This window comes from Henriciella marina (genome assembly GCF_027213945.1).
GTDB lineage: Bacteria > Pseudomonadota > Alphaproteobacteria > Caulobacterales > Hyphomonadaceae > Henriciella > Henriciella marina_A.
The window spans coordinates 403,327-424,211 of record NZ_JAPWGW010000003.1 but is presented as its reverse complement, the minus strand read 5'-3'; the positions used below and the strand labels follow the sequence as shown (position 1 = coordinate 424,211).

19 protein-coding genes are annotated in these 20,885 nt (G+C 60.3%); 9 read left to right on the top strand and 10 right to left on the bottom strand.

Annotated elements, in window-relative coordinates:
• Nucleotides 1-2 precede the first annotated feature (2 nt).
• From O4G74_RS11280 to O4G74_RS11270, 3 genes are all read right to left on the bottom strand, one after another.
• Nucleotides 3-890 carry a M23 family metallopeptidase gene (locus O4G74_RS11280; protein WP_269402710.1) on the bottom strand — a complete coding sequence of 296 codons (888 nt, stop codon included), beginning with the start codon at nt 888-890 and terminating at the stop codon, nt 3-5.
• Nucleotides 887-1,105 (bottom strand): DUF2093 domain-containing protein, encoded by a 219-nt coding sequence (locus O4G74_RS11275; RefSeq protein ID WP_269402709.1) that lies wholly within the window; start codon nt 1,103-1,105, stop codon nt 887-889. The genes O4G74_RS11280 and O4G74_RS11275 overlap by 4 nt, the downstream gene beginning before the upstream one ends.
• A 70-nt stretch (nt 1,106-1,175) precedes the next feature.
• Nucleotides 1,176-1,991: a hypothetical protein gene (locus O4G74_RS11270; RefSeq protein ID WP_269402708.1), complete on the bottom strand. Its 816-nt coding sequence runs from the start codon at nt 1,989-1,991 to the stop codon at nt 1,176-1,178.
• Between the two features lie 182 nt (nt 1,992-2,173).
• On the opposite strand from O4G74_RS11270, the gene recA reads away from it, so the two are divergent.
• Nucleotides 2,174-3,283 carry a recombinase RecA gene (gene recA, locus O4G74_RS11265; RefSeq protein WP_269402707.1) on the top strand — a complete coding sequence of 370 codons (1,110 nt, stop codon included), beginning with the start codon at nt 2,174-2,176 and terminating at the stop codon, nt 3,281-3,283.
• A gap of 163 nt (nt 3,284-3,446) precedes the next feature.
• Nucleotides 3,447-6,098, top strand: a complete 2,652-nt coding sequence (alaS, locus tag O4G74_RS11260; RefSeq protein ID WP_269402706.1) for an alanine--tRNA ligase — start codon at nt 3,447-3,449, stop codon at nt 6,096-6,098.
• 135 nt (nt 6,099-6,233) lie between these two features.
• On the opposite strand, the gene O4G74_RS11255 is transcribed toward alaS, so the two are convergent.
• The 3 genes from O4G74_RS11255 to O4G74_RS11245 all read right to left on the bottom strand — a co-directional run bounded on the left by O4G74_RS11255 (nt 6,234) and on the right by O4G74_RS11245 (nt 8,074).
• Nucleotides 6,234-6,893 carry a glutathione S-transferase gene (locus O4G74_RS11255; protein WP_269402705.1) on the bottom strand — a complete coding sequence of 220 codons (660 nt, stop codon included), beginning with the start codon at nt 6,891-6,893 and terminating at the stop codon, nt 6,234-6,236.
• Nucleotides 6,890-7,840 carry a rhodanese-related sulfurtransferase gene (locus O4G74_RS11250; RefSeq protein ID WP_269402704.1) on the bottom strand — a complete coding sequence of 317 codons (951 nt, stop codon included), beginning with the start codon at nt 7,838-7,840 and terminating at the stop codon, nt 6,890-6,892. Before O4G74_RS11250 ends, O4G74_RS11255 begins: the two co-directional genes overlap by 4 nt.
• A gap of 87 nt (nt 7,841-7,927) precedes the next feature.
• Nucleotides 7,928-8,074, bottom strand: coding sequence for an entericidin A/B family lipoprotein (locus tag O4G74_RS11245; protein WP_119380524.1), 147 nt, complete (start codon nt 8,072-8,074; stop codon nt 7,928-7,930).
• A 125-nt stretch (nt 8,075-8,199) separates the two neighbouring features.
• Between O4G74_RS11245 and purQ the strand changes: the two genes are divergently transcribed.
• A complete protein-coding gene (purQ, locus tag O4G74_RS11240; RefSeq protein ID WP_269402703.1) occupies nt 8,200-8,862 on the top strand; it encodes a phosphoribosylformylglycinamidine synthase subunit PurQ in 663 nt (220 codons plus the stop codon).
• Between the two features lie 56 nt (nt 8,863-8,918).
• A complete protein-coding gene (locus O4G74_RS11235; protein ID WP_269402702.1) occupies nt 8,919-10,106 on the top strand; it encodes a DUF418 domain-containing protein in 1,188 nt (395 codons plus the stop codon).
• On the opposite strand, the gene O4G74_RS11230 is transcribed toward O4G74_RS11235, so the two are convergent.
• Nucleotides 10,088-11,206, bottom strand: coding sequence for a hypothetical protein (locus tag O4G74_RS11230; protein WP_269402701.1), 1,119 nt, complete (start codon nt 11,204-11,206; stop codon nt 10,088-10,090). The genes O4G74_RS11235 and O4G74_RS11230 overlap by 19 nt on opposite strands.
• Nucleotides 11,207-11,355: 149 nt before the next feature.
• Here O4G74_RS11230 and O4G74_RS11225 point away from each other — a divergent pair, with 149 nt between their 5' ends.
• Nucleotides 11,356-12,582 (top strand): DUF3089 domain-containing protein, encoded by a 1,227-nt coding sequence (locus O4G74_RS11225; protein WP_269402700.1) that lies wholly within the window; start codon nt 11,356-11,358, stop codon nt 12,580-12,582.
• A 19-nt stretch (nt 12,583-12,601) separates the two neighbouring features.
• On the opposite strand, the gene O4G74_RS11220 is transcribed toward O4G74_RS11225, so the two are convergent.
• Nucleotides 12,602-13,732 carry an FAD-dependent oxidoreductase gene (locus O4G74_RS11220; RefSeq protein ID WP_269402699.1) on the bottom strand — a complete coding sequence of 377 codons (1,131 nt, stop codon included), beginning with the start codon at nt 13,730-13,732 and terminating at the stop codon, nt 12,602-12,604.
• 148 nt (nt 13,733-13,880) lie between these two features.
• On the opposite strand from O4G74_RS11220, the gene O4G74_RS11215 reads away from it, so the two are divergent.
• A complete protein-coding gene (locus O4G74_RS11215; RefSeq protein WP_269402698.1) occupies nt 13,881-14,105 on the top strand; it encodes a DUF2945 domain-containing protein in 225 nt (74 codons plus the stop codon).
• A 102-nt stretch (nt 14,106-14,207) separates the two neighbouring features.
• Here the strand turns inward: O4G74_RS11215 and O4G74_RS11210 are convergent, their stop codons facing one another.
• Nucleotides 14,208-14,831 (bottom strand): hypothetical protein, encoded by a 624-nt coding sequence (locus O4G74_RS11210; RefSeq protein ID WP_269402697.1) that lies wholly within the window; start codon nt 14,829-14,831, stop codon nt 14,208-14,210.
• A gap of 271 nt (nt 14,832-15,102) precedes the next feature.
• On the opposite strand from O4G74_RS11210, the gene purL reads away from it, so the two are divergent.
• Nucleotides 15,103-17,361 carry a phosphoribosylformylglycinamidine synthase subunit PurL gene (purL, locus tag O4G74_RS11205; RefSeq protein ID WP_419715396.1) on the top strand — a complete coding sequence of 753 codons (2,259 nt, stop codon included), beginning with the start codon at nt 15,103-15,105 and terminating at the stop codon, nt 17,359-17,361.
• Nucleotides 17,362-17,643: 282 nt separating this feature from the next.
• Nucleotides 17,644-19,518, top strand: coding sequence for a M2 family metallopeptidase (locus O4G74_RS11200; protein WP_269402695.1), 1,875 nt, complete (start codon nt 17,644-17,646; stop codon nt 19,516-19,518).
• Nucleotides 19,519-19,596: 78 nt separating this feature from the next.
• On the opposite strand, the gene O4G74_RS11195 is transcribed toward O4G74_RS11200, so the two are convergent.
• A complete protein-coding gene (locus O4G74_RS11195; protein WP_269402694.1) occupies nt 19,597-20,568 on the bottom strand; it encodes a M20/M25/M40 family metallo-hydrolase in 972 nt (323 codons plus the stop codon).
• A 79-nt stretch (nt 20,569-20,647) separates the two neighbouring features.
• Between O4G74_RS11195 and O4G74_RS11190 the strand changes: the two genes are divergently transcribed.
• Nucleotides 20,648-20,881, top strand: a complete 234-nt coding sequence (locus O4G74_RS11190; RefSeq protein WP_269402693.1) for a BolA family protein — start codon at nt 20,648-20,650, stop codon at nt 20,879-20,881.
• Nucleotides 20,882-20,885: the final 4 nt, after the last annotated feature.

The following is a 20,885-nucleotide window of genomic DNA, read 5'->3' as shown; positions in this document are numbered from 1 at the left end:
TCCTACTGAGGTGCCAGCGCCAGTAGAAGCGCCGGGTCAATGTAGAAATCCTCATCCCGGTTCAGGGTTGCCTGATTTCTCCATTTTACTGCCCAGTGGAGGTGGGGGCCGGTTGTGCGGCCAGTATTGCCAGAAAGACCGATCTGCTCTCCGGCTTCAATTTCGTCGCCAGCGGTCACGTCGACCTTCGACATATGCATCAAGACAGAGACCAGTCCCTGTCCGTGATCCAGGAAGACCGCGCCGCCCTCATAATAGAGGTCCGGGTCGCCGAGGATCACAGTGCCGGGCGCTGGCGCGATAATCGGCGTGCCGATCGGGGTCGCAATGTCATACCCCTGATGGACCGACACTTTCTCGCAGGTTTCGCCATTCGCGCCTGTACCCGTATATTTGCGTTCGGGTCCAAACGGTGAAGAGGCGCGCCCTTCGGCGGGACGCTTGAAGCCAAGACTTGCGCCGGGGCCGTCATTGAAGGTCTCAAACGCGTCTTTCTTCTTCAGCCAGCTTTCCTCTACCTCGGCGAGCTGCTGCGGGGTTCGGGCATCGACCTTGTCGCAATCGAGACCGCGCAGGAGCCGGAAATCATCGCTGCGGGTGGCAATCTCGACAGATATTGGTTCGCCATCTGTGGGCGTGAGGACAAGAGGGCTGGCTTCATGGCGAGTAAGGCCGATGGTGACGATCCCGTCAGCATCGGTTCGCACGTCGCGTGCGCCGCTGCCGTCTTCGCCTGCCACGCGGATCGAGGTGTCTGCCGGGCCGGTACAAACGAGAAGACCGCCCTGTTTGGCAGCACCTGAGCACGATAGCGATGTGGTGTCAGCGCTCATCGGAAGGGTGAAAAGCCCCGCCGTAACGATCAGTCCAAGGCAGGTCGCCCGGTTCATTCGGCGCCTTCGCCTTTCACCATGCGGGAGGCTGCAGCAGCCGCATCGATATAGGCTTCCTGATGATCGACGCTCCAGTAGCGCAGAGCGGCCATCGGTATCTTCCGGCCGGTCACCGCACAGGTCACGTAATCGCCGGGCTCGATAACTTCGATATCGCCGTCGAGATAGTGAAGCCTGGCTTCACCGCCTGAATGTCCATTTCGCGTCAGCATGGGCGCTATAATGGGATGAAGCCTCAGGCTTGAAAAGGGCACGTCGTCAGCTTTTTGAAGTGCAGTCGACCTACTCCATGTCGTCCAGCGCTGGCGCCGCGTCTTCAGGCGGTGGGGGCGCGTCCGGATTAGGCGTGCGCAGGATCAGTGACAGGGTGCGTATATAGTCATCGGGCCACTGGCCGAGCTTGTTTCTCTGCTGTGCGCGCACAACCATTTCGACCCTTACATCAGGATGGCTGAACACCTGGTCGGAGGTCAGCGCGCCATTGCGTTCCCCCGCCGTGTCGACCAGTTCGGCCTGCCATTCAGCGACGGCCGGACAGGCGGCGATCCTGTCTTTCAGATCGTCGCGGCGCTGGCGCATCGATTCGAGGCTCGCCTCATCTGACTGGTCGATGAGGAGCGTGCAGGTCACCTGATTGTAGGGCGAGGCAACGCTGAAAGGCGCAGCGCCTGGGATCGCCACGGCGCACTCGCCCGCCCCGATCTCGCGCAGGGCTTCGCCGGCAGGGAAGCTGCCAATGGCGAACCCGGCAGCGGTCGATTGGCTCAGGCCAGCAAATCTTGACGCACTAACGCCTTCGCGGATGTAAGGACCGATCTCATAGCAGAGGGGGTCGCCGGGTGGTGGGGCTGGTTCGGCCTGAACAGTCCGTTGCGGCGTAGCGCGCGTGGAGGTCTGCGGCGCGCGGCTTGGTTGATTTCGCGGTTGGGCAGGCGGCTCATAGCCCGGCGGTGCGGACGGGACTGTCGGCTCAAAGGGCAGCGTTGTTGGCGGGGCGTTCCTGTCTTGCTGCGCATGTGCCGCCATGGGCAGGCCGGAGGCGGTGAGCCCGGCGAGGCTGAGGAGAAGCCCGCGACGAGGATGTCGAATCGATATCATATGTTTTGCAACGCCGCTTTGCTTGTTCAGGTCCAGACACTAGGCGGGTTGCCCCGTCTTCGGCAAGCGTCTGGATGAGCTCCGAAGTTTTTGTTTTGTTCTCGTGAACAGGTGTGGTACAGACTGCGCTCTTACAAGAACGCCGGCCTTGCAAAGCCGGGCCATATATGAGGAGACTGAACATGGCCAAACGCGGCAATCTGCAACTCGTGGACAAGGAATCCGGCGTGGACAAGCAAAAGGCACTTGAGACAGCTCTCTCCAATATCGAGCGCTCTTTCGGCAAGGGCTCGGTCATGCGGCTTGGCGATCAGAAGTCGCTCGACATTGAAGCGGTCTCGACCGGTTCGCTCGGCCTCGATATCGCTCTCGGCATTGGCGGTCTGCCAAAGGGCCGCATCATTGAAATCTACGGCCCTGAAAGCTCCGGCAAGACGACACTCTCGCTGCACGCGATTGCTGAGGCCCAGAAAGATGGCGGCGTTTGCGCCTTCGTTGATGCAGAACACGCCCTGGACCCGAGTTATGCGGCCAAGCTTGGTGTTGATCTTGATGATCTGCTCGTCTCCCAGCCAGACACCGGTGAGCAGGCGCTTGAGATCGCTGACACGCTGGTGCGTTCGGGCGCTGTCGACCTTCTGGTCATCGACTCTGTGGCGGCCCTGACGCCGCGTGCCGAGATCGAGGGCGAGATGGGCGATTCGCTGCCAGGTCTTCAGGCCCGCCTGATGAGCCAGGCGCTGCGCAAGCTGACCGCCTCGATCTCCAAGTCGAAGTGCATGGTCATCTTCATCAACCAAATCCGCATGAAGATCGGTGTGATGTTCGGCAGCCCTGAAACGACCAGCGGTGGTAATGCCCTTAAATTCTACGCCTCTGTGCGTCTCGACATCCGCCGCATCGGTGCGATCAAGGACCGCGAGGAAACGATCGGTAACCAGACCCGCGTCAAAGTGGTCAAGAACAAGGTCGCCCCGCCCTTCCGGCAGGTCGAGTTCGATATCCTCTACGGTGAGGGTATCTCCAAGACCGGTGAGCTCATTGACCTAGGCGTCAAATGCGAAGTCGTTGAGAAGGCGGGCTCCTGGTATTCCTACAAGGAAGACCGCATCGGACAGGGCCGTGAGAAAACGCGCCAGTTCCTGAAGGACAATCCCGATATTGCTGACGAGATCGAGCACGAAATCCGTCGTCAGTCGGGTCTGCTGTCGGATGTCATGCTGTCGGCTGAAGAAGAAGAGGCTGAAGCCAAGAAGAAGGCAGAGGACGGCGACGAAGCGAAGGCCGGCTAGGGTGTCCAATTCGGTAGGCGCGCTGCAGTGAACTGAGACTGCGGCGTGGCTGCTTCTTGGCGGGCCCCGTTCAAGCCTTTATATCAAAACCAGAAAGCGCCCGGCTGACATTCGGCCGGGCGCTTGAATTTGGGCAAGCGGCAAGGACGGGCCAGACGACAAGATGACGAGCGTCAACGAGCTTCGAGAATCATTCCTCTCCTATTTCGAGCGGCAGGGGCATACCCGCAAGCCGTCCGCGCCGCTGGTGCCGGACAATGATCCGACCCTTCTGTTCGTGAATGCCGGCATGGTGCCGTTCAAGAACATCTTTACCGGTGCCGAGACCCCGTTTGCGCCGCGCGCGGCCACCTCGCAGAAATGCGTTCGCGCAGGCGGCAAGCACAACGATCTCGACAATGTCGGCTATACCGCCCGCCACCACACCTTCTTTGAAATGCTCGGCAACTTCTCGTTCGGCGACTATTTCAAGGACGACGCCATTGCTTTCGCCTGGGAGCTGGTGACCAAGGAACTTGGTCTTTCCAGAGACCGGCTACTCGTCACGGTGTATTCCGAGGACAAGGAAGCTGCGCAGATCTGGAAAAAGGTCGCTGGCCTGTCTGACGACCGCATCATCCCGATTTCGACCTCTGACAATTTCTGGTCGATGGGCGACACGGGGCCGTGCGGGCCGTGCTCTGAAATCTTCTTCGATCATGGCGACAAGATACCGGGTGGCCCTCCGGGGTCCCCGGATGAAGATGGCGACCGGTTCATCGAGATCTGGAATCTTGTCTTCATGCAGTATGAGCAGCAGGCCGATGGCACCCGGATAGGCCTGCCAAAACCATCGATTGACACCGGCATGGGCCTGGAGCGTATGGCGGCCGTTCTACAAGGCGTTCACAACAATTACGAGATTGATCTTTTCCAGGCGCTGATTGCGGCGGAAGAAGATGTCTACAAGGCAAAGGCGACGGGCGACCAGCTCGCTTCCTTCCGCGTGATCGCTGACCATCTCCGCACGTCCGCCTTCCTGATCGCAGATGGCGTAACGCCATCAAATGAAGGGCGCGGCTATGTCCTTCGCCGCATCATGCGGCGCGCGATGCGCCACGGGCATATCCTCGGCGCGCGCGAACCGATGATGCACAAGCTTGTCGGCGCGCTGACCTCTGAAATGGGCGACGCCTATCCAGAGCTTGGCCGCGCGCAGCCTGCCATCGAAGCGGCGCTTGAACAGGAAGAGGGACGCTTCCAGCGGACGCTCGGGCGCGGCTTGGCCCTGCTTGATGAGGCCACCGACGGCCTTGATGAGGGGGCGGAGCTATCGGGCGAAACCGCATTCCGTCTCTATGACACTTATGGCTTCCCGATTGACCTGACCGCCGACATCCTTCGCGGCCGCGGCATGAGTGTCGATCAGGCAGGTTTTGACACGGCTATGGCCGAACAGAAGAAGGCCGCACGCGAGGCGTGGTCCGGGTCGGGCGACACAGCATCTCAAGCTGTCTGGTTCCGGGTTCGTGACAAGATCGGTGCAAGCAACTTCCTTGGCTATGCTGGGACTAGCGATGAGGGGGTTCTGAAAGCCATCGTCGCTGATGGCGAGATGCGCGATGAAGTCGCCCCGGGTGACTGCGAGCTCGTTTTCGATCGCACGCCTTTCTACGCGGAAAGCGGCGGCCAGGCCGGCGATCATGGCGAGATCCATTTTGCCTCTGGCGCGCGATTTATCGTCCGCGACGTGCAGAAGCGTGCAGGCGATCTGCACGTTCATGTCGGTGAGCTGACGGGTGGCTCGGTAAAACTCGGTGACAAGGCCGAGCTTGTTGCCAATGCCGCGCGCCGCCAGCGCATCCGCGCTAATCACTCGGCTACGCACCTTCTTCACTCTGCGCTTCGAAATGTGCTTGGCCCGCACGTCACGCAGAAGGGTTCGCTTGTCGAGGAAGACCGCCTGCGTTTTGACTTCTCGCATGGCGGTGCCCTGAGCGCTGCGGAGATCGAGGCCATTGAGGATGAGGTCAACGCGGTCATTCGCCAGAATGACGAGGCTCGCATCGAAACCATGGCGCCAGACAAGGCGATTGAGGCCGGCGCATTGGCGCTCTTCGGCGAGAAGTATGGCGATGAGGTCCGCGTTCTATCGATGGGCCAACCGCTGACCGACGAAAAACGGCCTTATTCAGTCGAGCTCTGCGGCGGCACGCACGTTGCTCGCACGGGTGACATTGCCGCTTTCGTCATAACGTCCGAGGGCGGTGTGTCTGCCGGTGTTCGCCGGATTGAGGCGGCAACGGGTGCCGAAGCGCTATCCTTCTTAAAGGGCCGCGCGCAGGTCGCTCTGGACCTTTCCGACACGCTGAAAGTGCCGCTGAAGGATGTCAGCCGAAAGGTTGGTAGCCTGATGGAAGAGCGCCGCAATCTGGAGCGTGAGCTGGCTGAAACAAAGCGCAAGCTCGCCATGGGCGGGGGCGGCGGTGCCGCACCGTCCGGGCCAGAAGAAATCGGTGGTTTCAAACTGATCGCTCGCGTTGCCGAAGGTGTCGGCGGCAAGGATCTTCGCGGACTTGTTGACGAAGCCAAAAGCCAGCTCGGCTCTGGAATCGCTGTCTTTATCGGGGTGAATGAGGGCAAAGCGGCCGTCGCCGTCGGCGTGACTGCTGACCTGACGGACAAGGTCTCGGCGGTTGATCTGGTACGCGTTGCGGCGGCTGAAGTTGGCGGCAAGGGCGGCGGCGGACGCGCAGACATGGCGCAGGCTGGTGGCCCGGATGGCGGCAAGGCAGAAGCTGCACTGGACGCTGTGCGCAAGACGTTGGCTGGTTAACAGAAACCTAGAAGCATTTTGCGTGTCCCCACCGAGAGGTGGGGTCCATGGCGGCCGGGCGATGACCGGGCAAGCTGTTGTCAACCGCCATGGATCCCAGCTTTCGCTGGGAAGGCGGACACTAGCGGCGACGCTCTATTGCGTTGAAGGAAAGATGGGTTCTTCGTCACCGGTCTTCCACTGGTCGAATTTCGGCATGATCGATTTAAAGCGTTCGCTCTCCAGGTGCGCGGTGAGCCAGGCTTTCAAGGCCGGGTAGGGCGATGCGTCGAACCAGGCCCGGTCGGTATTTGCGAACTGGCGGATGAACGGCATCACGGCCATGTCGGCGAGCGAGACGCGTTCACCGAAAAGCTGTGTGCGCGAAGACAGGCGAGCGTCCAGCGTCTCCAGAAAAGCCGAACCTGCCTTGCGGTGATCTTCAGACACGGCGCCTTCGTCTTCATAGCGATTGGCGTATTTGTAGCGGTCGAGGTGATGCTTGAACGGTCCGTCGCAGGCGGCGATTAGATCCATCATCTCGGCCCGGCTACCTTCATCAGGGGAAAGCCAGCTTTCGGGGTCGTTCTGCCCAAGCGCATGCAGCATCACGTCGAGACTTTCATCGACCACCCTGCCATCCTCCAGAACCAGCACAGGCACGGTCCCCTTCGGCGAGGCATCCAGCATTTCCTGCGGCTTGTCGCGCAGCACGACCTCACGCAGACGGCATTGAAGACCAGCGGACTGGATGGCGAGCCGGGCGCGCATTGCATAAGGGCAACGGCGGAAGGAATAGAGAACCGGTCGCGTCATGACGCTTCGGTGTCGGCCGGTTTTGCTTTCTTGCGTCCGATATGGGCTTCACCGCGTTTCTTCGCGAGTTCGACCTGCTTCTGGCGCTCGGCGAAACGGGCGCGCTGCTCATCGGTGACGGTGTCGTGGCAGGCGGGGCAGCAGATGCCTTCTTCAAAGCAGGGGTCGCGGCGTTCAGCCTCGCTGACCGGGCGCTTGCAGCCGTGGCAGAGTTCATAGTCTCCGATCTCAAGCCCGTGGCCGACCGAGACGCGCTGGTCGAACACGAAACACTCGCCCTGCCATTTGCTTTCAGCCTGCGGGACAGTTTCGAGATATTTGAGGATGCCGCCCTTCAGATGAAACACCTCATCAAGGCCTTCGGATTTCACGAAGCTGGTCGCCTTTTCACAGCGAATGCCGCCTGTACAGAACATGGCGACTTTCGGCTTGCGGCCTTCAGCTTCCAGCTTTGCGCGGAAGTCGCGGAACCAGTCGGGAAATTCGCGGAACGTCGCGGTGTTCGGATCGATCGCGCCTTCGAAGGTGCCGATGCCGTACTCATAATCATTGCGCGTATCGATCAGCACCGTGTCAGGGTCGGTGATGAGGGCGTTCCAATCTTCCGGGTCGACATAAGTGCCGACAAGGTCATTCGGGTCCGTGCCCGGCACGCCCATGGTGACGATCTCCTGCTTCAGGCGCACTTTCAGCCGCCAGAAGGGCATCGTCTCGGCGTGGCTTTGCTTGTGTTCGAGGTCGTCGCAGCCTGGGAGGGCGCGCAGGAATGACATGGCCTCATCGAGCGCGTCACCTTCAGCGGCGATCGTGCCGTTCAGGCCTTCGGCGGCGACGAGTACCGTGCCGCGAATACCAAGCGCCTCGAAGCGCGCTGCGACGTCGGCACGAATCGCTTCGGGGTCGGCGAAGGGAACGAATTTATAGAAGGCAGATACGCGAAAGCTCATGACCTGCCCCTTATGCCAGAGCCGGCCATGAGCTTCCAGACAGGCGCGTCAGCAGGCGTGCTGCTGACGCGCTCTGATCTTCAAAGATCAGGTTTCGCTTTCAGCGCCCTGAGCCGCGCCGCTAACGGCTTCGCCGGTTGCTTCGACGTCTTCGCCAACGCCTTCAACAGTGTTGCAGGCAGCAAGTGTGCCCAGGGTCATCAGGGCAGCGAGGGAAAGTGCGATCTTTTTCATTTTCGATTTCCTTTTTCGGATAATCCGGTAACAGCCGGGCCGGACCTCCCGACCTGACTTGCTAATTAAGTCGCACCGACATCTTTGGTTCCCAACGGCCTCGCAATCCTGCTAAAGGGGGCGCCATGAAAAGCGCTGTGATTGTCTTTCCCGGATCGAACTGTGACCGCGACGCTCAGACCGCCCTGACGGAGGTCATGGGGACGCCGCCAGCAATGGTGTGGCACAAGGATGGGAACCTGCCTGATGATGTCGACCTGGTGGTCGTGCCCGGCGGGTTTTCCTATGGCGACTATCTGCGTTGCGGCGCCATGGCGGCGAACTCTCCGGTCATCGAAGGCCTGCGGCGTCATGCAGACCGGGGCGGCTATGTGCTCGGCGTCTGCAACGGGTTCCAGGTCCTGACCGAAACCCAGCTTCTGCCGGGTGCGCTGCTGCGCAATGCTGGCCTGGATTTCGTCTGCCGTCCGCAAGCGCTGCGCATTGAGTCGAGCAATTCGGCTTTCACGAGCGCCTATGGCGACCGCAAGGAAATCACGATCCCGATCGCGCACCATGATGGGAATTTCGTCGCCGATGAAGACACGCTCGACCGCTTGGAGGGAGAGGGGCGCGTCGCATTCCGCTATAGCGGCAATCCGAACGGATCCGCGCGCGACATTGCTGGCATCGTGTCAGAGAATGGCCGCGTACTGGGTATGATGCCACACCCGGAGCGCGCGATTGGCGGGCATGAAGGCGGCGCCGATGGCCGCGGCATGTTCGAAAGCCTGCTTTCGGCGATCTAGTCTGGCAATTTTCCAGCGCTAGGGCATACTCGGCTTCGCTCTGGGGAGGGCGAGGCATGACTTATCTTGAAGAAACCAGGGCGGCTGGACGGGAAATCTTCCCTGACCTGGCGCGCGCCCTCGCGCTTATCGGTATTGCATTGGTCAATGTGGCGATCTTCGCCCATCCGATGACCACGGGCTATACCGACCTGCAGGGTGCCGACCGATGGGCGTATTTTGGCGTCACCTCCTTCTTCATGCTGAAGTCCTACACGCTGTTCTCGTTCATGTTCGGGGTCGGGTTCGCCTATCAGATGATGGCGGCAGAGCGGCGGAGTGTGGGCTTTGCCGGGCGGTATTGGCGCCGCATCCTTGGTCTTCTGATCCTCGGCCTGCTGCACGTCGCCCTGACGTTTCAGGGCGATATCCTCGTTATCTACGCGATACTCGGATGCTTCCTATTCCTGTTCAGGAAGGCGAGCGCGAAGACGTTGGTGAGGTGGGGCATCGGCCTTTATGCGGTGCAATTCCTCGTCATGCTTTCGGCCTTTAGCCTGTTCTGGTTGGGCGCGACCTTTGCGCCGGAACAGATGGCCGCAGAACTTGAGGTCAATGCTGCTTCGGCCGAGGCCGCGCGACAGGCCTTTGGCGAAGGGAGCTTTGCTGATGCGATGGTCCAGCGCTTCGCGGACTGGTCGATGGTTCTGGTGGGCGGCCTCTTCATGCAAGGCATTGGCGCAATGTCTTTCTTCGTTTTCGGTCTCGCGGCAGTGCGCCATGAGGCGATCTCTGACCCGCGCAAGCCGGTCTGGAAGATGTTCAGGCGCTACTTCCTGCCGATTGGCGTGGCCGGAAGCCTTTGGGGAGGATGGCTGATGGTTGCTTCGGGCAGCGGCGAGATGAGTGTCGATATGCTTGCCGGAATGACGGTCATCACCCTGTTCAGCCCGTTCTCGACCGCAGGCTATCTCGGTCTCATCGCAAAGTGGGCAGAAGTGCCGGAGGGCCGTATCAAAGTCTTCCTCGCGCGCGGCGGCACAGCGTCGTTGACGGCTTACATCCTGCAAAGCGTCGTGTTCTCGCTCGTCTTCAACAATTACGGGCTTGGTCTTTACGGTCAGATCGGTGCGTTGGGATGCACCCTCATCGCGCTCATCGTCGGATTTGGCTCTGTCTCATTGATGAGCTTGTGGCGCAGGCGCTTTGCGCGCGGGCCACTTGAAGTGGTTTTGCGCGGCTGGACTTATCTAGGGGCGCGTTGAGGCGCCACGCGCAGAGCGAAGTGGAAATCACCTTCAAAGCCCGTCGGTGCCCATGCTTCGGCGAGCTTGCCATTCTGATCAGCGAACAGGGCATGCGCCGGATCGTATGAAAAGCGGCGGTGCAGGCGGAGGCCCGTGCCTTTCAGTTCGGCCGCGGTAAAACGATCTGAGAAGATAAGCCGAAGCCGCGCTGCGCCGCTGTCCCTTGCGATCTTGCGGGCAACGCGCACGAGACAGGCTATCGTCGCCTCGCGTGGTGCGCCGGGTGCGAACTCCAGATCGACAATGTCGAGACCGGCAGGCTCATAGGCGTTCGGCTTGCTCAATATGGCCATCATCAGGCCGGTGATCTTCGATCCGTCGCGGGCGGTGAGAACTACACTCCGGCCGGGCGCGTCCGGGTCAGACAACAGATAGGCATAGAAGGGTGCGCTGCGCACGGGGACGGCCTGCCGCGACCTGCGTAAGTCCGAATCGAAAGCATCGAGGGCGCGTGCATCGTCCGGGCTGGCAGGGTCAAGCCAGTCGCCCGCCTGGAGACTCTTTTTCGCGTGATCAGCAAGCGGTATATGCAGGGGCGGAAACCATTCGCGGGCAGATAGCGCATCATAGATACGATCAGAGCGGGCGAGCCGGGAAAAGGCCAGCCCCGCCCCCATGGCGAGTGGTCTGATCGGCCATTCGAGGCGATTACGGGCGCTCTCGCCTTTCCACGCAGTCATGCCGAGCTTTTTGTAGAGCCCGGCAGAGCTGGCATTATTGTTAAGAGAGTAGACGGCCGCGAGACCAGGATAGGTCAAGGCGCGCCGGGCAAGTCTCGGGCCGCTGCCGCGACCTTCCGGGCCGGCGATAAATGTGTGGCCTGTAGCAGCCTTCACAGGCGCTCCCTCGAGAATGAAGTCGCGCGCCTGAAGACCCACCATGGCCACAACGGCCCCCTCGCGTTCAGCCACGAAGCCTGCCGGTATATCCCCCTGCTGTGGATTTTCGAACAGGGCCCAGTGCCAGCCTGCCTCGCTTCGCCAGGGGAAATCAACCTTCGCGACGAGGGCCATGACGCCAGGCAGGTCGTCTGGAGTGATTGTCCTGATCTTGATCAAGCAAAGGCCTCGGATTTCTTCCTGCGACATCTGCAGGGCGTCTCCGTCTACTCAAGATTGGTTGAGAAAGAATTTGCCTGATTTGAACTGTTCGAAATGTCCGGTCAGGGTTACTCAAAAGGAAAACCGGCAAGAGGGAGAGCTGAGCGATGAGAATGCAGACGAGTGTGGTAGCGTTGTTCGGGCTCGCCCTGGCGGCCTGTGGGGGCGCGGAGGAAAGTGTATCGCCGAAACAAACGGATGGGGTTGAGACCGAGGTCAGCGAGAATGAAGGCGATGCGGCTACTGCCGCGGCGGTGGCTGGCGAGGCCGATTATGCCGATATGGCGAACTGGCTCTGCCATCCGGGCAAGGAAGACGATGCCTGTTCAGCTAATCTCGATCATACGGTGGTAAACGCTGACGGCACGCTTGAAGAAATGAGCTTTGAGCGGGCAGATGCGCCACCTGTCGACTGTTTCTACGTCTATCCAACGATCTCCTTCGACTCGACGCCAAATAGCGATCTGAACGCGGGGCCGGAGGAAGAACGGGTTGCGGCCTTGCAGCTTGGCGCGTTCGGTGAAACCTGCCGCCTTTTCGCGCCGGTCTATCGTCAGATCACCCTGACCCATTTGCAGAGCCTGATGGGCGGCGCCGAGTTCAGCGCTGACCCGGAACTCGGCTTCAACGACGTCGTCGACGCCTGGAATACCTATCTGGAAACGGAGAATAATGGCCGCGGTGTCGTCTTGATCGGGCACTCGCAAGGCGCACGCATGGTCGAGCGGTTGATGCGCGAAACGATTAGCGGGTCTGACAGTGAGGACCTGATCATTTCGGCCATGCCGATCGGTTATACGATGTATGCTGACGCTGAGACGGGGAACGTTGGCGCTTTCCCGATCTGTAAAACGGGCGATCAAACCGGTTGCGTGATCGGCTATGTCAGCTTCCGGTCGGACTTTCCGCCGCCAGCAGATAGCCGCTTCGGGGATACGAGTGCGGACGGCCAGCGGGCAATCTGCGTGAACCCGGCGGAACTGTCAGGCGACGAAGGCGTCCTTGATGCCCGCCTCGCGCGGACTGGCTTCTTTGGTATTGAGAATGCGAGCTTCGTCGAAGGCCAGCGTATAGCGACGCCTTACGCGTCACTGCCCGGCATGCTGTCTGCGGAATGCGTCGAAACCGACGGGCATACCTATCTGGCGGTTGAAGTTACCGGGGACCCGACCGATCCACGCGCCGATGATATTCTCGGCGATGTCGTTGTCGGCCCAGACGTATTGCGTGATTGGGGGCTGCACCTGATCGATATCAATGTCGCGATGGGCAATTTGGTCTCTATCGTGGAAACTCAAGCCGCTGCCTGGGCCACCACCAGCACTGAGGAATAAGCCAAGGGTGAGGCCCGGTTCAGGCATTTGCGCTGAGCCGGGCGGCGAGCTCTGCATGGCCTTCGACCATACGGGTGATCTGCGCAGGGTCTGGCTCCAGCGTGTAATCGCCTTCATCATGCGTGCCACCGAGCACGATGCCGGTCTTGCGCGGGAACATGTAAAGGACGCCGTTCGAGGTCGGGGCGACGTAGGAATAAGTCACGTCCGGTTGCGGCAGGAGGTGGCTAAGCTGGCCTTTGACCGGCACCAGCGCCTCATCACCGAACAGTCCAGCCGCGCCAAGGCCCGTACAATTCACGATCGTCTGTTCGGGTAGCGCCATCACATCATCAACTGAGGCGAGGCGGACGCGAACCGTGCGCGCGCCGGCGAGCTGCGCGTCCTGCAGGATAGCGTCGAGATAATAGTCGGGATCGATGATCATCGCCTTGAAGCGCTCTTCATAGGCATATCCGAACAGGGTGTTTTCGGTCGATGTACGAAGAGCCGGATAGATATCGTCGCCGCCTGGCAACTCATAGCGCGGTGACGGGATACGGCGGCCGAGCTGGTGATGGTCGGCCCAGTAGACGCCATATCCCGGCCTGTTCACGTAAGGCAGGAAGCCATAATAGGCGAGGCGGATGAGCTTGCGGTTCATCGCCAGCCATTCCTGGCTGACGGCCGAACGGTCAAAATAGCCAGTTGGCATCCAGAGAACGCCTGCAACATTGGACGTGGTGTGCGGGGGCAGCTGTTCGGCGTAGATAGTCACATTGTGGCCGCGCCGGGCAAGAATGAGCGCGGCTGTCAGGCCCTGAACGCCGCAACCAAGGATGGCGATATCCCTTACGCCTGTGCCTGCCGCTTCGTCGGCTGCAACCGATGCGGTGCCCCACGACATGGTCACCCCGCAGCCGCCATGGCCGTAATTGTGGATGACCGTCTTTTCGCCGAGCCGTTCACTCTCAAGCCGGTAGCCTGTCGGGCGATAAGGGCGATGGCCAACAACGGTGCGCGTGACACGCGACAGGCTCGATTGGACAGGGACGTAGCTGCTGAAAGGGTCGGTTGCTTCAGCATGCTTGATTGTCTCTGCTGCCGGACGGGTGGCGCAGGCACCCAGCGTGGCAAGACCCACTCCGCTCACAAAATCGCGTCGCCGCATTCAAGTCACCTTAGGCCAATTCGCTACCCACCCCGTTGGCTGACACTGCCCGCCCCTTCTGCTGAGGGCAAGGCATTCGGGCGCAGGGCCGGAACCGGACCGCTCATGTCCGGTTCATCCATGACCAATGCAAGAAATGGAGCAGCAAATGTCCAGGGGAAATGGATACAATGAAGGCGACAAGGTCGAGTGGGACTGGGGCAATGGCACCGGATCCGGCAAGATCAAATCAGTCTACACGCAAAAGCGGACGGTGAAGATCAAAGGCGAGGAAATTACCCGCGACGCCAGCGAAGATGAGCCCGCCTATCTGATCGAGCATGAGGACTCTGAAGTCCTGAAGAGCCACTCGGAAGTTCGCAAGGCATCATGAGCGCGCCCAAGGCTGACGGCTGACCGGGATCTCGGAACGCGGCTACAAAAAAAGGCCGGTGCGTGGTTTGCACCGGCCTTTTCGTCTGTCGGTATTTAAGGGTTATTCTTCCGTTTCGATATCGGCTGCCGCGTCTACTTCATCTTCAGCTTCTTCTTCGTCAGCCTCAGGGCGTTCCGGGCGACAGTCGTTGACGAGGGTCTTCATCTCTTCGCCAGCGTGGACAACGATCTCATCCTGACCGGAGCGTACACGGATCGCATCATTCGCGTTGACCAAGGTCGCGACGCCATTGGTTGCCGGGTCAACCGAACCACCAATCATCGGCGTGTCCGTTTCCAGAGCGACAGCATCGATACTGACATTGCCCGCGGAAGTGAGGAAGTCGATGGACACGCCGCCTTCGCCCTCGCTGATCGCGCGCTGAACGACGAGCGTTTTGCCTTCGCCTTCGACCTGTTCGGCACGGCATATCAGCGTTAGCAGGGTTTCACCATCGGACGTGAAGCTAACAGCCGGATCGCCGCGATCCGTCGATGTCGCCCAGCTGCCTTCCATCGGTGTCGGCATTTCGCTGGAAACGCCCGCATTTGATTGCGCTTCGGCTGCAGCTTCTTCCATCGTCGGCTCAGGCGCCGGCATGGTGCCGTCGGGGCTGTCATAGCCGCCTTCGTTGCCACACGCAGCAAGAGCAGCGGGCAGGAGTGCTAACAGGATCAGTCTCATGGAAGGTATCCTTTCTCTCACGTATCCAAGAACCGCTGTACCAACGCAAAGACTGGCGATCCGGTTTCGAAATTGGCAGAATTTGCCGTCCAGAGTAGGCGGATGAAGATCCATCGAAGGCGAGCGCAACTGGATTGAAGCACGCAAATTCCGCATTGGAGCATTGTCCCCGGCCCGCGCGGCAAGTATCGAGCATCTCAGCAGACCCAATCAGAATCGAGCACCTCAATTGACCGACACTTCTGACCTCGCCAACCGGATCGTTTCTGCCATGCAGGCCGAGCAGTCCCAAACCGACGCTGCCGGCCACGGCATCAATGCGGAGGAGTGGGACCGGCTCGTCACAAGGCTGGGTCGTTGTCCGAACCTTGTCGAGCTCGGCATCTATTCGGTGATGTGGTCCGAGCACTGCTCCTACAAATCCTCGCGCCGCCACCTGTCGAAGTTTCCGACCAAGAATGCTCGCGTCATCCAGGGGCCGGGCGAGAATGCGGGCGTCATTGATATTGGCGACGGTCAGGCGGCGATCTTCAAGATGGAGTCGCACAACCACCCGTCCTACATCGAGCCGTATCAAGGCGCGGCAACGGGGGTTGGCGGCATTCTGCGCGACGTGTTCACCATGGGCGCGCGCCCGATTGCGCTGGTCAATGCGCTGCGCTTTGGCGATCCGAGCCATCCGAAGACGCGCTCACTCGTGGCTGGCGTCGTCGCGGGCATCGGTGGCTATGGCAATTGCGTCGGCGTGCCGACCGTCGCGGGCGAGACGCAGTTCGACGAAGGCTATAATGGCAACATCCTCGTCAATGCGATGGCTGTCGGCCTCGCCGATCAGGACAAGATTTTCTATGCGCGCGGCGCTACGCCCGGAAACCAGATCTTCTATGTCGGCTCCAAGACGGGCCGCGACGGCATTCACGGCGCGACCATGGCGTCGGCCGAATTCTCCGAAGGTGACGAGGAAAAGCGTCCAACCGTGCAGGTGGGTGACCCCTTCACCGAGAAGCTGCTCATCGAGGCCTGTCTTGAGCTGATGGCGACAGATGCCATCCAGGCCATTCAGGATATGGGCGCGGCGGGTCTCACCTCCTCGTCGGTTGAGATGGCTGACAAGGGCGGCATCGGTATCGAGATGGACCTCGACAAGGTGCCCCAGCGCGAGACCGGCATGACCGCCTATGAGATCATGCTGTCGGAAAGCCAGGAGCGGATGCTCATGGTGCTGAAGCCCGGCAAGGAAGACCTCGCCAAGGCAATCTTCGAGAAATACGACCTCGACGCTGAAGTCATCGGCATGACGACAGATACCGGTCACATGGTGCTGAAGCAGTTTGGCGAAGTGGTCTGCGATATCCCTGTCGCGCCGCTGGCAGAAGATGCGCCGAACTATGACCGCCCGTGGGTGGAGCCGAAGGCGCGCGCGCCGCTCGATCTCTCGAAATACCCGGAGCCTGAGGATTACGGCGAAGTGCTGCTGAAGCTCATGTCCTCGCCGGACATGGCCTCCAAGCGCTGGATCTGGGAACAGTATGACCGCCATGTGATGGGCGATACGGTCGACAGCTCGCAGTCCATGGGCGACGCGGCCATCGTCCGCATCCACGGTACCAACAAGGCGCTGGCGATCTGTTCGGACTGCAACCCGCACTATGTCGCCGCTGACCCGTTTGAGGGCGGCAAGGCTGTTGTGGCAGAGGCCTATCGCAACTTGTCCAGCGTTGGCGCGACGCCGATCGCGATCACCGACAATCTGAATTTCGGCAATCCGGAAAAGCCCGCCACGATGGGCTATATCGTGAAAGCCATCGAAGGCATGGCCGAGGCCTGCCGCACCCTCGACTTCCCCGTCGTGTCCGGCAATGTCAGCCTCTATAATGAGACCGACGGCAAGGCGATCCCGCCGACGCCTGTGGTCGGCGGCGTTGGCCTGATCGAGGATGTGTCCAAGGTCGCGACGCTGAAAGGTGCGCAGCCGGGTGATGTGTTGATCCTGATCGGCGAGACCAGGGGCCATCTCGGCGCATCGCTCTATGCGCGCGAATGGCTGGGCCTCAAAGGCGAGGAGCTCGGCCCGCCGCCGCCAGTTGATCTTGCGACGGAAGTGAAGAATGCCGCGTTCGTTCACAAGCTGATCGAAGATGGCCTCGTTAATGCCGTCCACGATGTCAGCGACGGCGGGATTGCGTGTGCAGCCGCTGATATGGCGCTGACGAGTGGAATCGGTGTCTTCTTACATGGTGATCAGATTTTGTCCAAAGGCGAAGATCCCGCCTTATATTCCGAAGTTTGGCATTTGTTTGCTGAGGATTGCGGCCGATTTGTAGTTTCTGTCTCAGACGCCGAGACCGTGCTCGATGCCGCTGAGGCCTCAGATGTATTCGTTGCATGCGTAGGAAATGTCGAAGTAGGAGCCGAGGCGAAGATCACCTTTTGGAACGATGGAGATGAAGAATTGCTCGCGCTCCCTGTCGACACTCTCCGTGAAGCCCACGAAGGCTGGCTGCCGCGCTATATGAAGGGCGAGAACTAAGCGAAAGCCCCGGGGGCGCAGCGCCTAGATGTATAAAAATTCACTGTTTTCTGATCCAGATTTCTCTATGCGACGTATGCGTGTGCGAGAGGAAAACCGTCGATGGTGGCCTCGTGCCTCTTCTTCTCGCGCGCGCGCCAGTGTCCTTAGGGATGCTGGCGCGCCAAATTTTTCAGGCCTTCTGATTCTGATGGCTGAAGCGCGGGTTTGAACTTCACACCGCTCTGGCATTGACCTTTCATGCGGCTGGCGCTTCGGTGCTGCCATCATGGAGGTTCCCCAATGAAAACCAGTCTGATTTCCACCAGCGTGTTCGCGCTCAGCGCGGCGCTGCTTGTGTCCTGTACGAACAATTCGGGCGATGTGCCGCCGGCTGAAGTTCCTGTGCCGCCAATGGCAGGCGACCCGGTCGCGGCAGAGAGCACTGAAGTTGCCGAAGCACGCGCCTTCCTGGAACGCGCAGATGCTGAGCTTGGCCAGATGTCGAAGGAGATCAGTCCGATCTTCTGGGAGCAGGCGACCAATATCACCGATGAGACGAATGCCGCAGCAGCCGAGGCCGGCGCCCGCGCAACCACAATGGCTGTTTCACTGGCCAATGAGTCGAAGCAGTTCAATGATGTCGACCTGCCAGCAGACCTCGCGCGCAAGATGCAACGCCTTCAGTCCGGCGTCACCATTCCTGCCCCGTCCACCGAAGGCGCAGCTGAAGAGCTGTCGCAGATCACGACTGGCCTCGAGGCGACTTACGGCACCGGCACGTTCAACTACAAGGGCGAGGATCTGAACCTCGACCAGCTGTCGACCATCATCGAGACGAGCCGCGACCCGGAAGAGCTGCAGGCTGTCTGGGAAGGCTGGCGCACCGTGTCGCCGCCGATGAAGGATGACTATGCCCGCATGGTAGAGATCGCCAATGAAGGCGCGACCGAGCTTGGCTATGACAATCTGAAAACGATGTGGCTGTCGAAATACGACATGCCGCCGGAAGAAATGGCGACCGAGGTCGACCGTCTGTGGGGCCAGGTGTCCCCGCTCTATGAGGAGCTGCACTGCTATGTGCGCGCAGAGCTCAACGAAGAGTATGGCGACGATGTCCAGCCTGCCACGGGCCCGATCCGAGCGGACCTGCTCGGCAATATGTGGTCGCAGCAATGGTCGAACATCTATCCGCTGGTCGAGCCGGAAGGCCTGCCGGGGCAGGGCTATAACCTGACCGATGAACTGATCGCGGCTGACTATGACGCCATCAAGATGGTCGAGACCGCAGAGGAATTCTTCGTCTCGCTCGGCCTCGATCCACTGCCTGAAACCTTCTGGGAGCGGTCCATGATCGTGCGTCCGGAAGACCGTGAAGTGGTGTGCCACGCATCCGCCTGGGACCTCGATGACGAGGAAGATGTGCGCATCAAGATGTGTACCGAAGTGAACGCCGAGGACTTCTACACCGTCCACCATGAGCTGGGTCATAACTACTACCAGCGCGCCTATAAGGACGTCGATTACCTCTACAAGGACGGCGCACATGACGGCTTCCATGAGGCGATTGGCGATTTCATCTCTCTGTCGATCACGCCGTCCTATCTGGTCGATATTGGCCTTATCACCGAGGATCAGGTGCCGGGCGAAGAGGCCGACATCTCGCTGCTGATGAACACCGCGCTCGACAAGATCGCTTTTCTGCCATTCGCCATCACGGTTGATAGTTGGCGCTGGGACGTGCTCGACGGCACGACGCAGCCTGCTGACTACAACGACGCCTGGTGGGCGAAGCGCACGCAGTATCAGGGCATCGTTCCGCCGGGCCCGCGTCCGGCAGACGCGTTCGATCCGGGTGCGAAGTACCACATTCCGGGCAATACGCCGTATCTGCGCTACTTCCTGTCCTACATCATGCAGTTCCAGTTCCATAAGGCCGCGTGTGAGCAGGCTGGCTGGGATGGCCCGCTGCACCGCTGCTCAATCTACGGAAACGAGGAAGTCGGCGCACGCTTCAATGCGATGATGGAAATGGGCGCATCAGAGCCTTGGCCAGACGTTCTGGAGACCTTCACCGGCACGCGTGAAATGGATGGCTCTGCGATCATCGAGTATTTCGATCCGCTGATCGGCTATCTCGAAGAGCAGAATGAAGGCCGCAGCTGCGGCTGGGAATAGGGGCGTCCCCCTCTAGATTCCGAAAAGCCCCGGGCGAGCGATCGTCCGGGGCTTTTTGTTGGTTGCGAGCGGCCTGCCTTACTCGGCGTCGCTAGCGACGTGCTCATCAATGGCTTCGGCGACCAACAGCACGGTATCGACAGATCTCGCAAAGGTGTTCGGGTCCACCTTGTCGAACGTGTCGGTAACCTTGTGATAGTCGGCATGGTCTTCGACGCCGAGATAGATGATTGGCACGCCCGCGCGTAGAAAGGGGGCATGATCTGAAAGGGTCGACCAGTCCTGATTGCCCCACTCCGGGCTGTCATGTCCCTTACTGAGGGTCAGCGGCGTCTCAGCGGCGACAGCGTCGATCAACGGGACCAGCTCAGGATAGTGATAGGTGCCGACGGCAAAGATCTCACCCTTGTCAGCGCGTGAGACCATGTCGAGGTTCAGGTTGAAGGCGAGCCGGTCTCCGATCTGTTCAGGAAGGTCGTGAACAAAGGCGGCAGAGCCCGCAATTCCCATTTCTTCAGCGTCAAAGAAAGCGAAGACGAGCGTGGTCTCGGGCGCGTTTTGCTGAAACCAGCTGATTGCTTCGAGCAGCGCGGCCACGCCGGACGCATTGTCGTCCGCTCCATTGTAGATGCCATCCTCACCCATGCCGACATGGTCATAATGGGCAGACATGACGATGACCGGCGCGCCCGGTTCATCATTGATTATGGCGAGAAGATTGGTGCCGCTTACACCTTCTCTGCCTTCGGAAAGGCTGGCCGTCTCAAACGGGGCTTCAAATCCACCGTCCAGCAGCGGGTCCACGCCGCGCGCTTGAAGCTGGTCGATGATCCACTCACGGGCCTTGAGATTACCGGGTTCTCCAGTCAGGCGGCCCTCGAAGTCATCAGACGACAGCGTCTCAAGCGCGGAGAGCGCCCGCGCGCTATCATGGTACCGCGCTGTATAGGCGTGGGTCGCGGTTGCTGTCTCTGTTGCGGCTGGGTCGGGAGCAGACGGGCTTGAGCAGGCGGCGGCCAACAGGCCTGCGGCGAGGAAGGATCGGATCATCAGGGCTGAGAACTCCATGGCAAGTTGTCTTGACCATAGGTCTATTGGCCGCCATGTGCGAGCGACAAAGGAGACTGTCATGGCAATGGACCGCGAGACCCTCGAGACCTATCTGAAGGACGCTTTTCCGGAGGCAGAGATCACGCTGACGGATCTTGCCGGGGATAATGACCATTGGCAGGCTGAAATTGTGTCACCGCAGTTCAAGGGCGTGCCGCGTGTGCGCCAGCACCAGATGGTCTACGCAGCCCTCAAAGGGAAGATGGGCGGTGAACTCCATGCGCTCGCGCTCAAGACGCGTGCGCCGGACTAGGCAG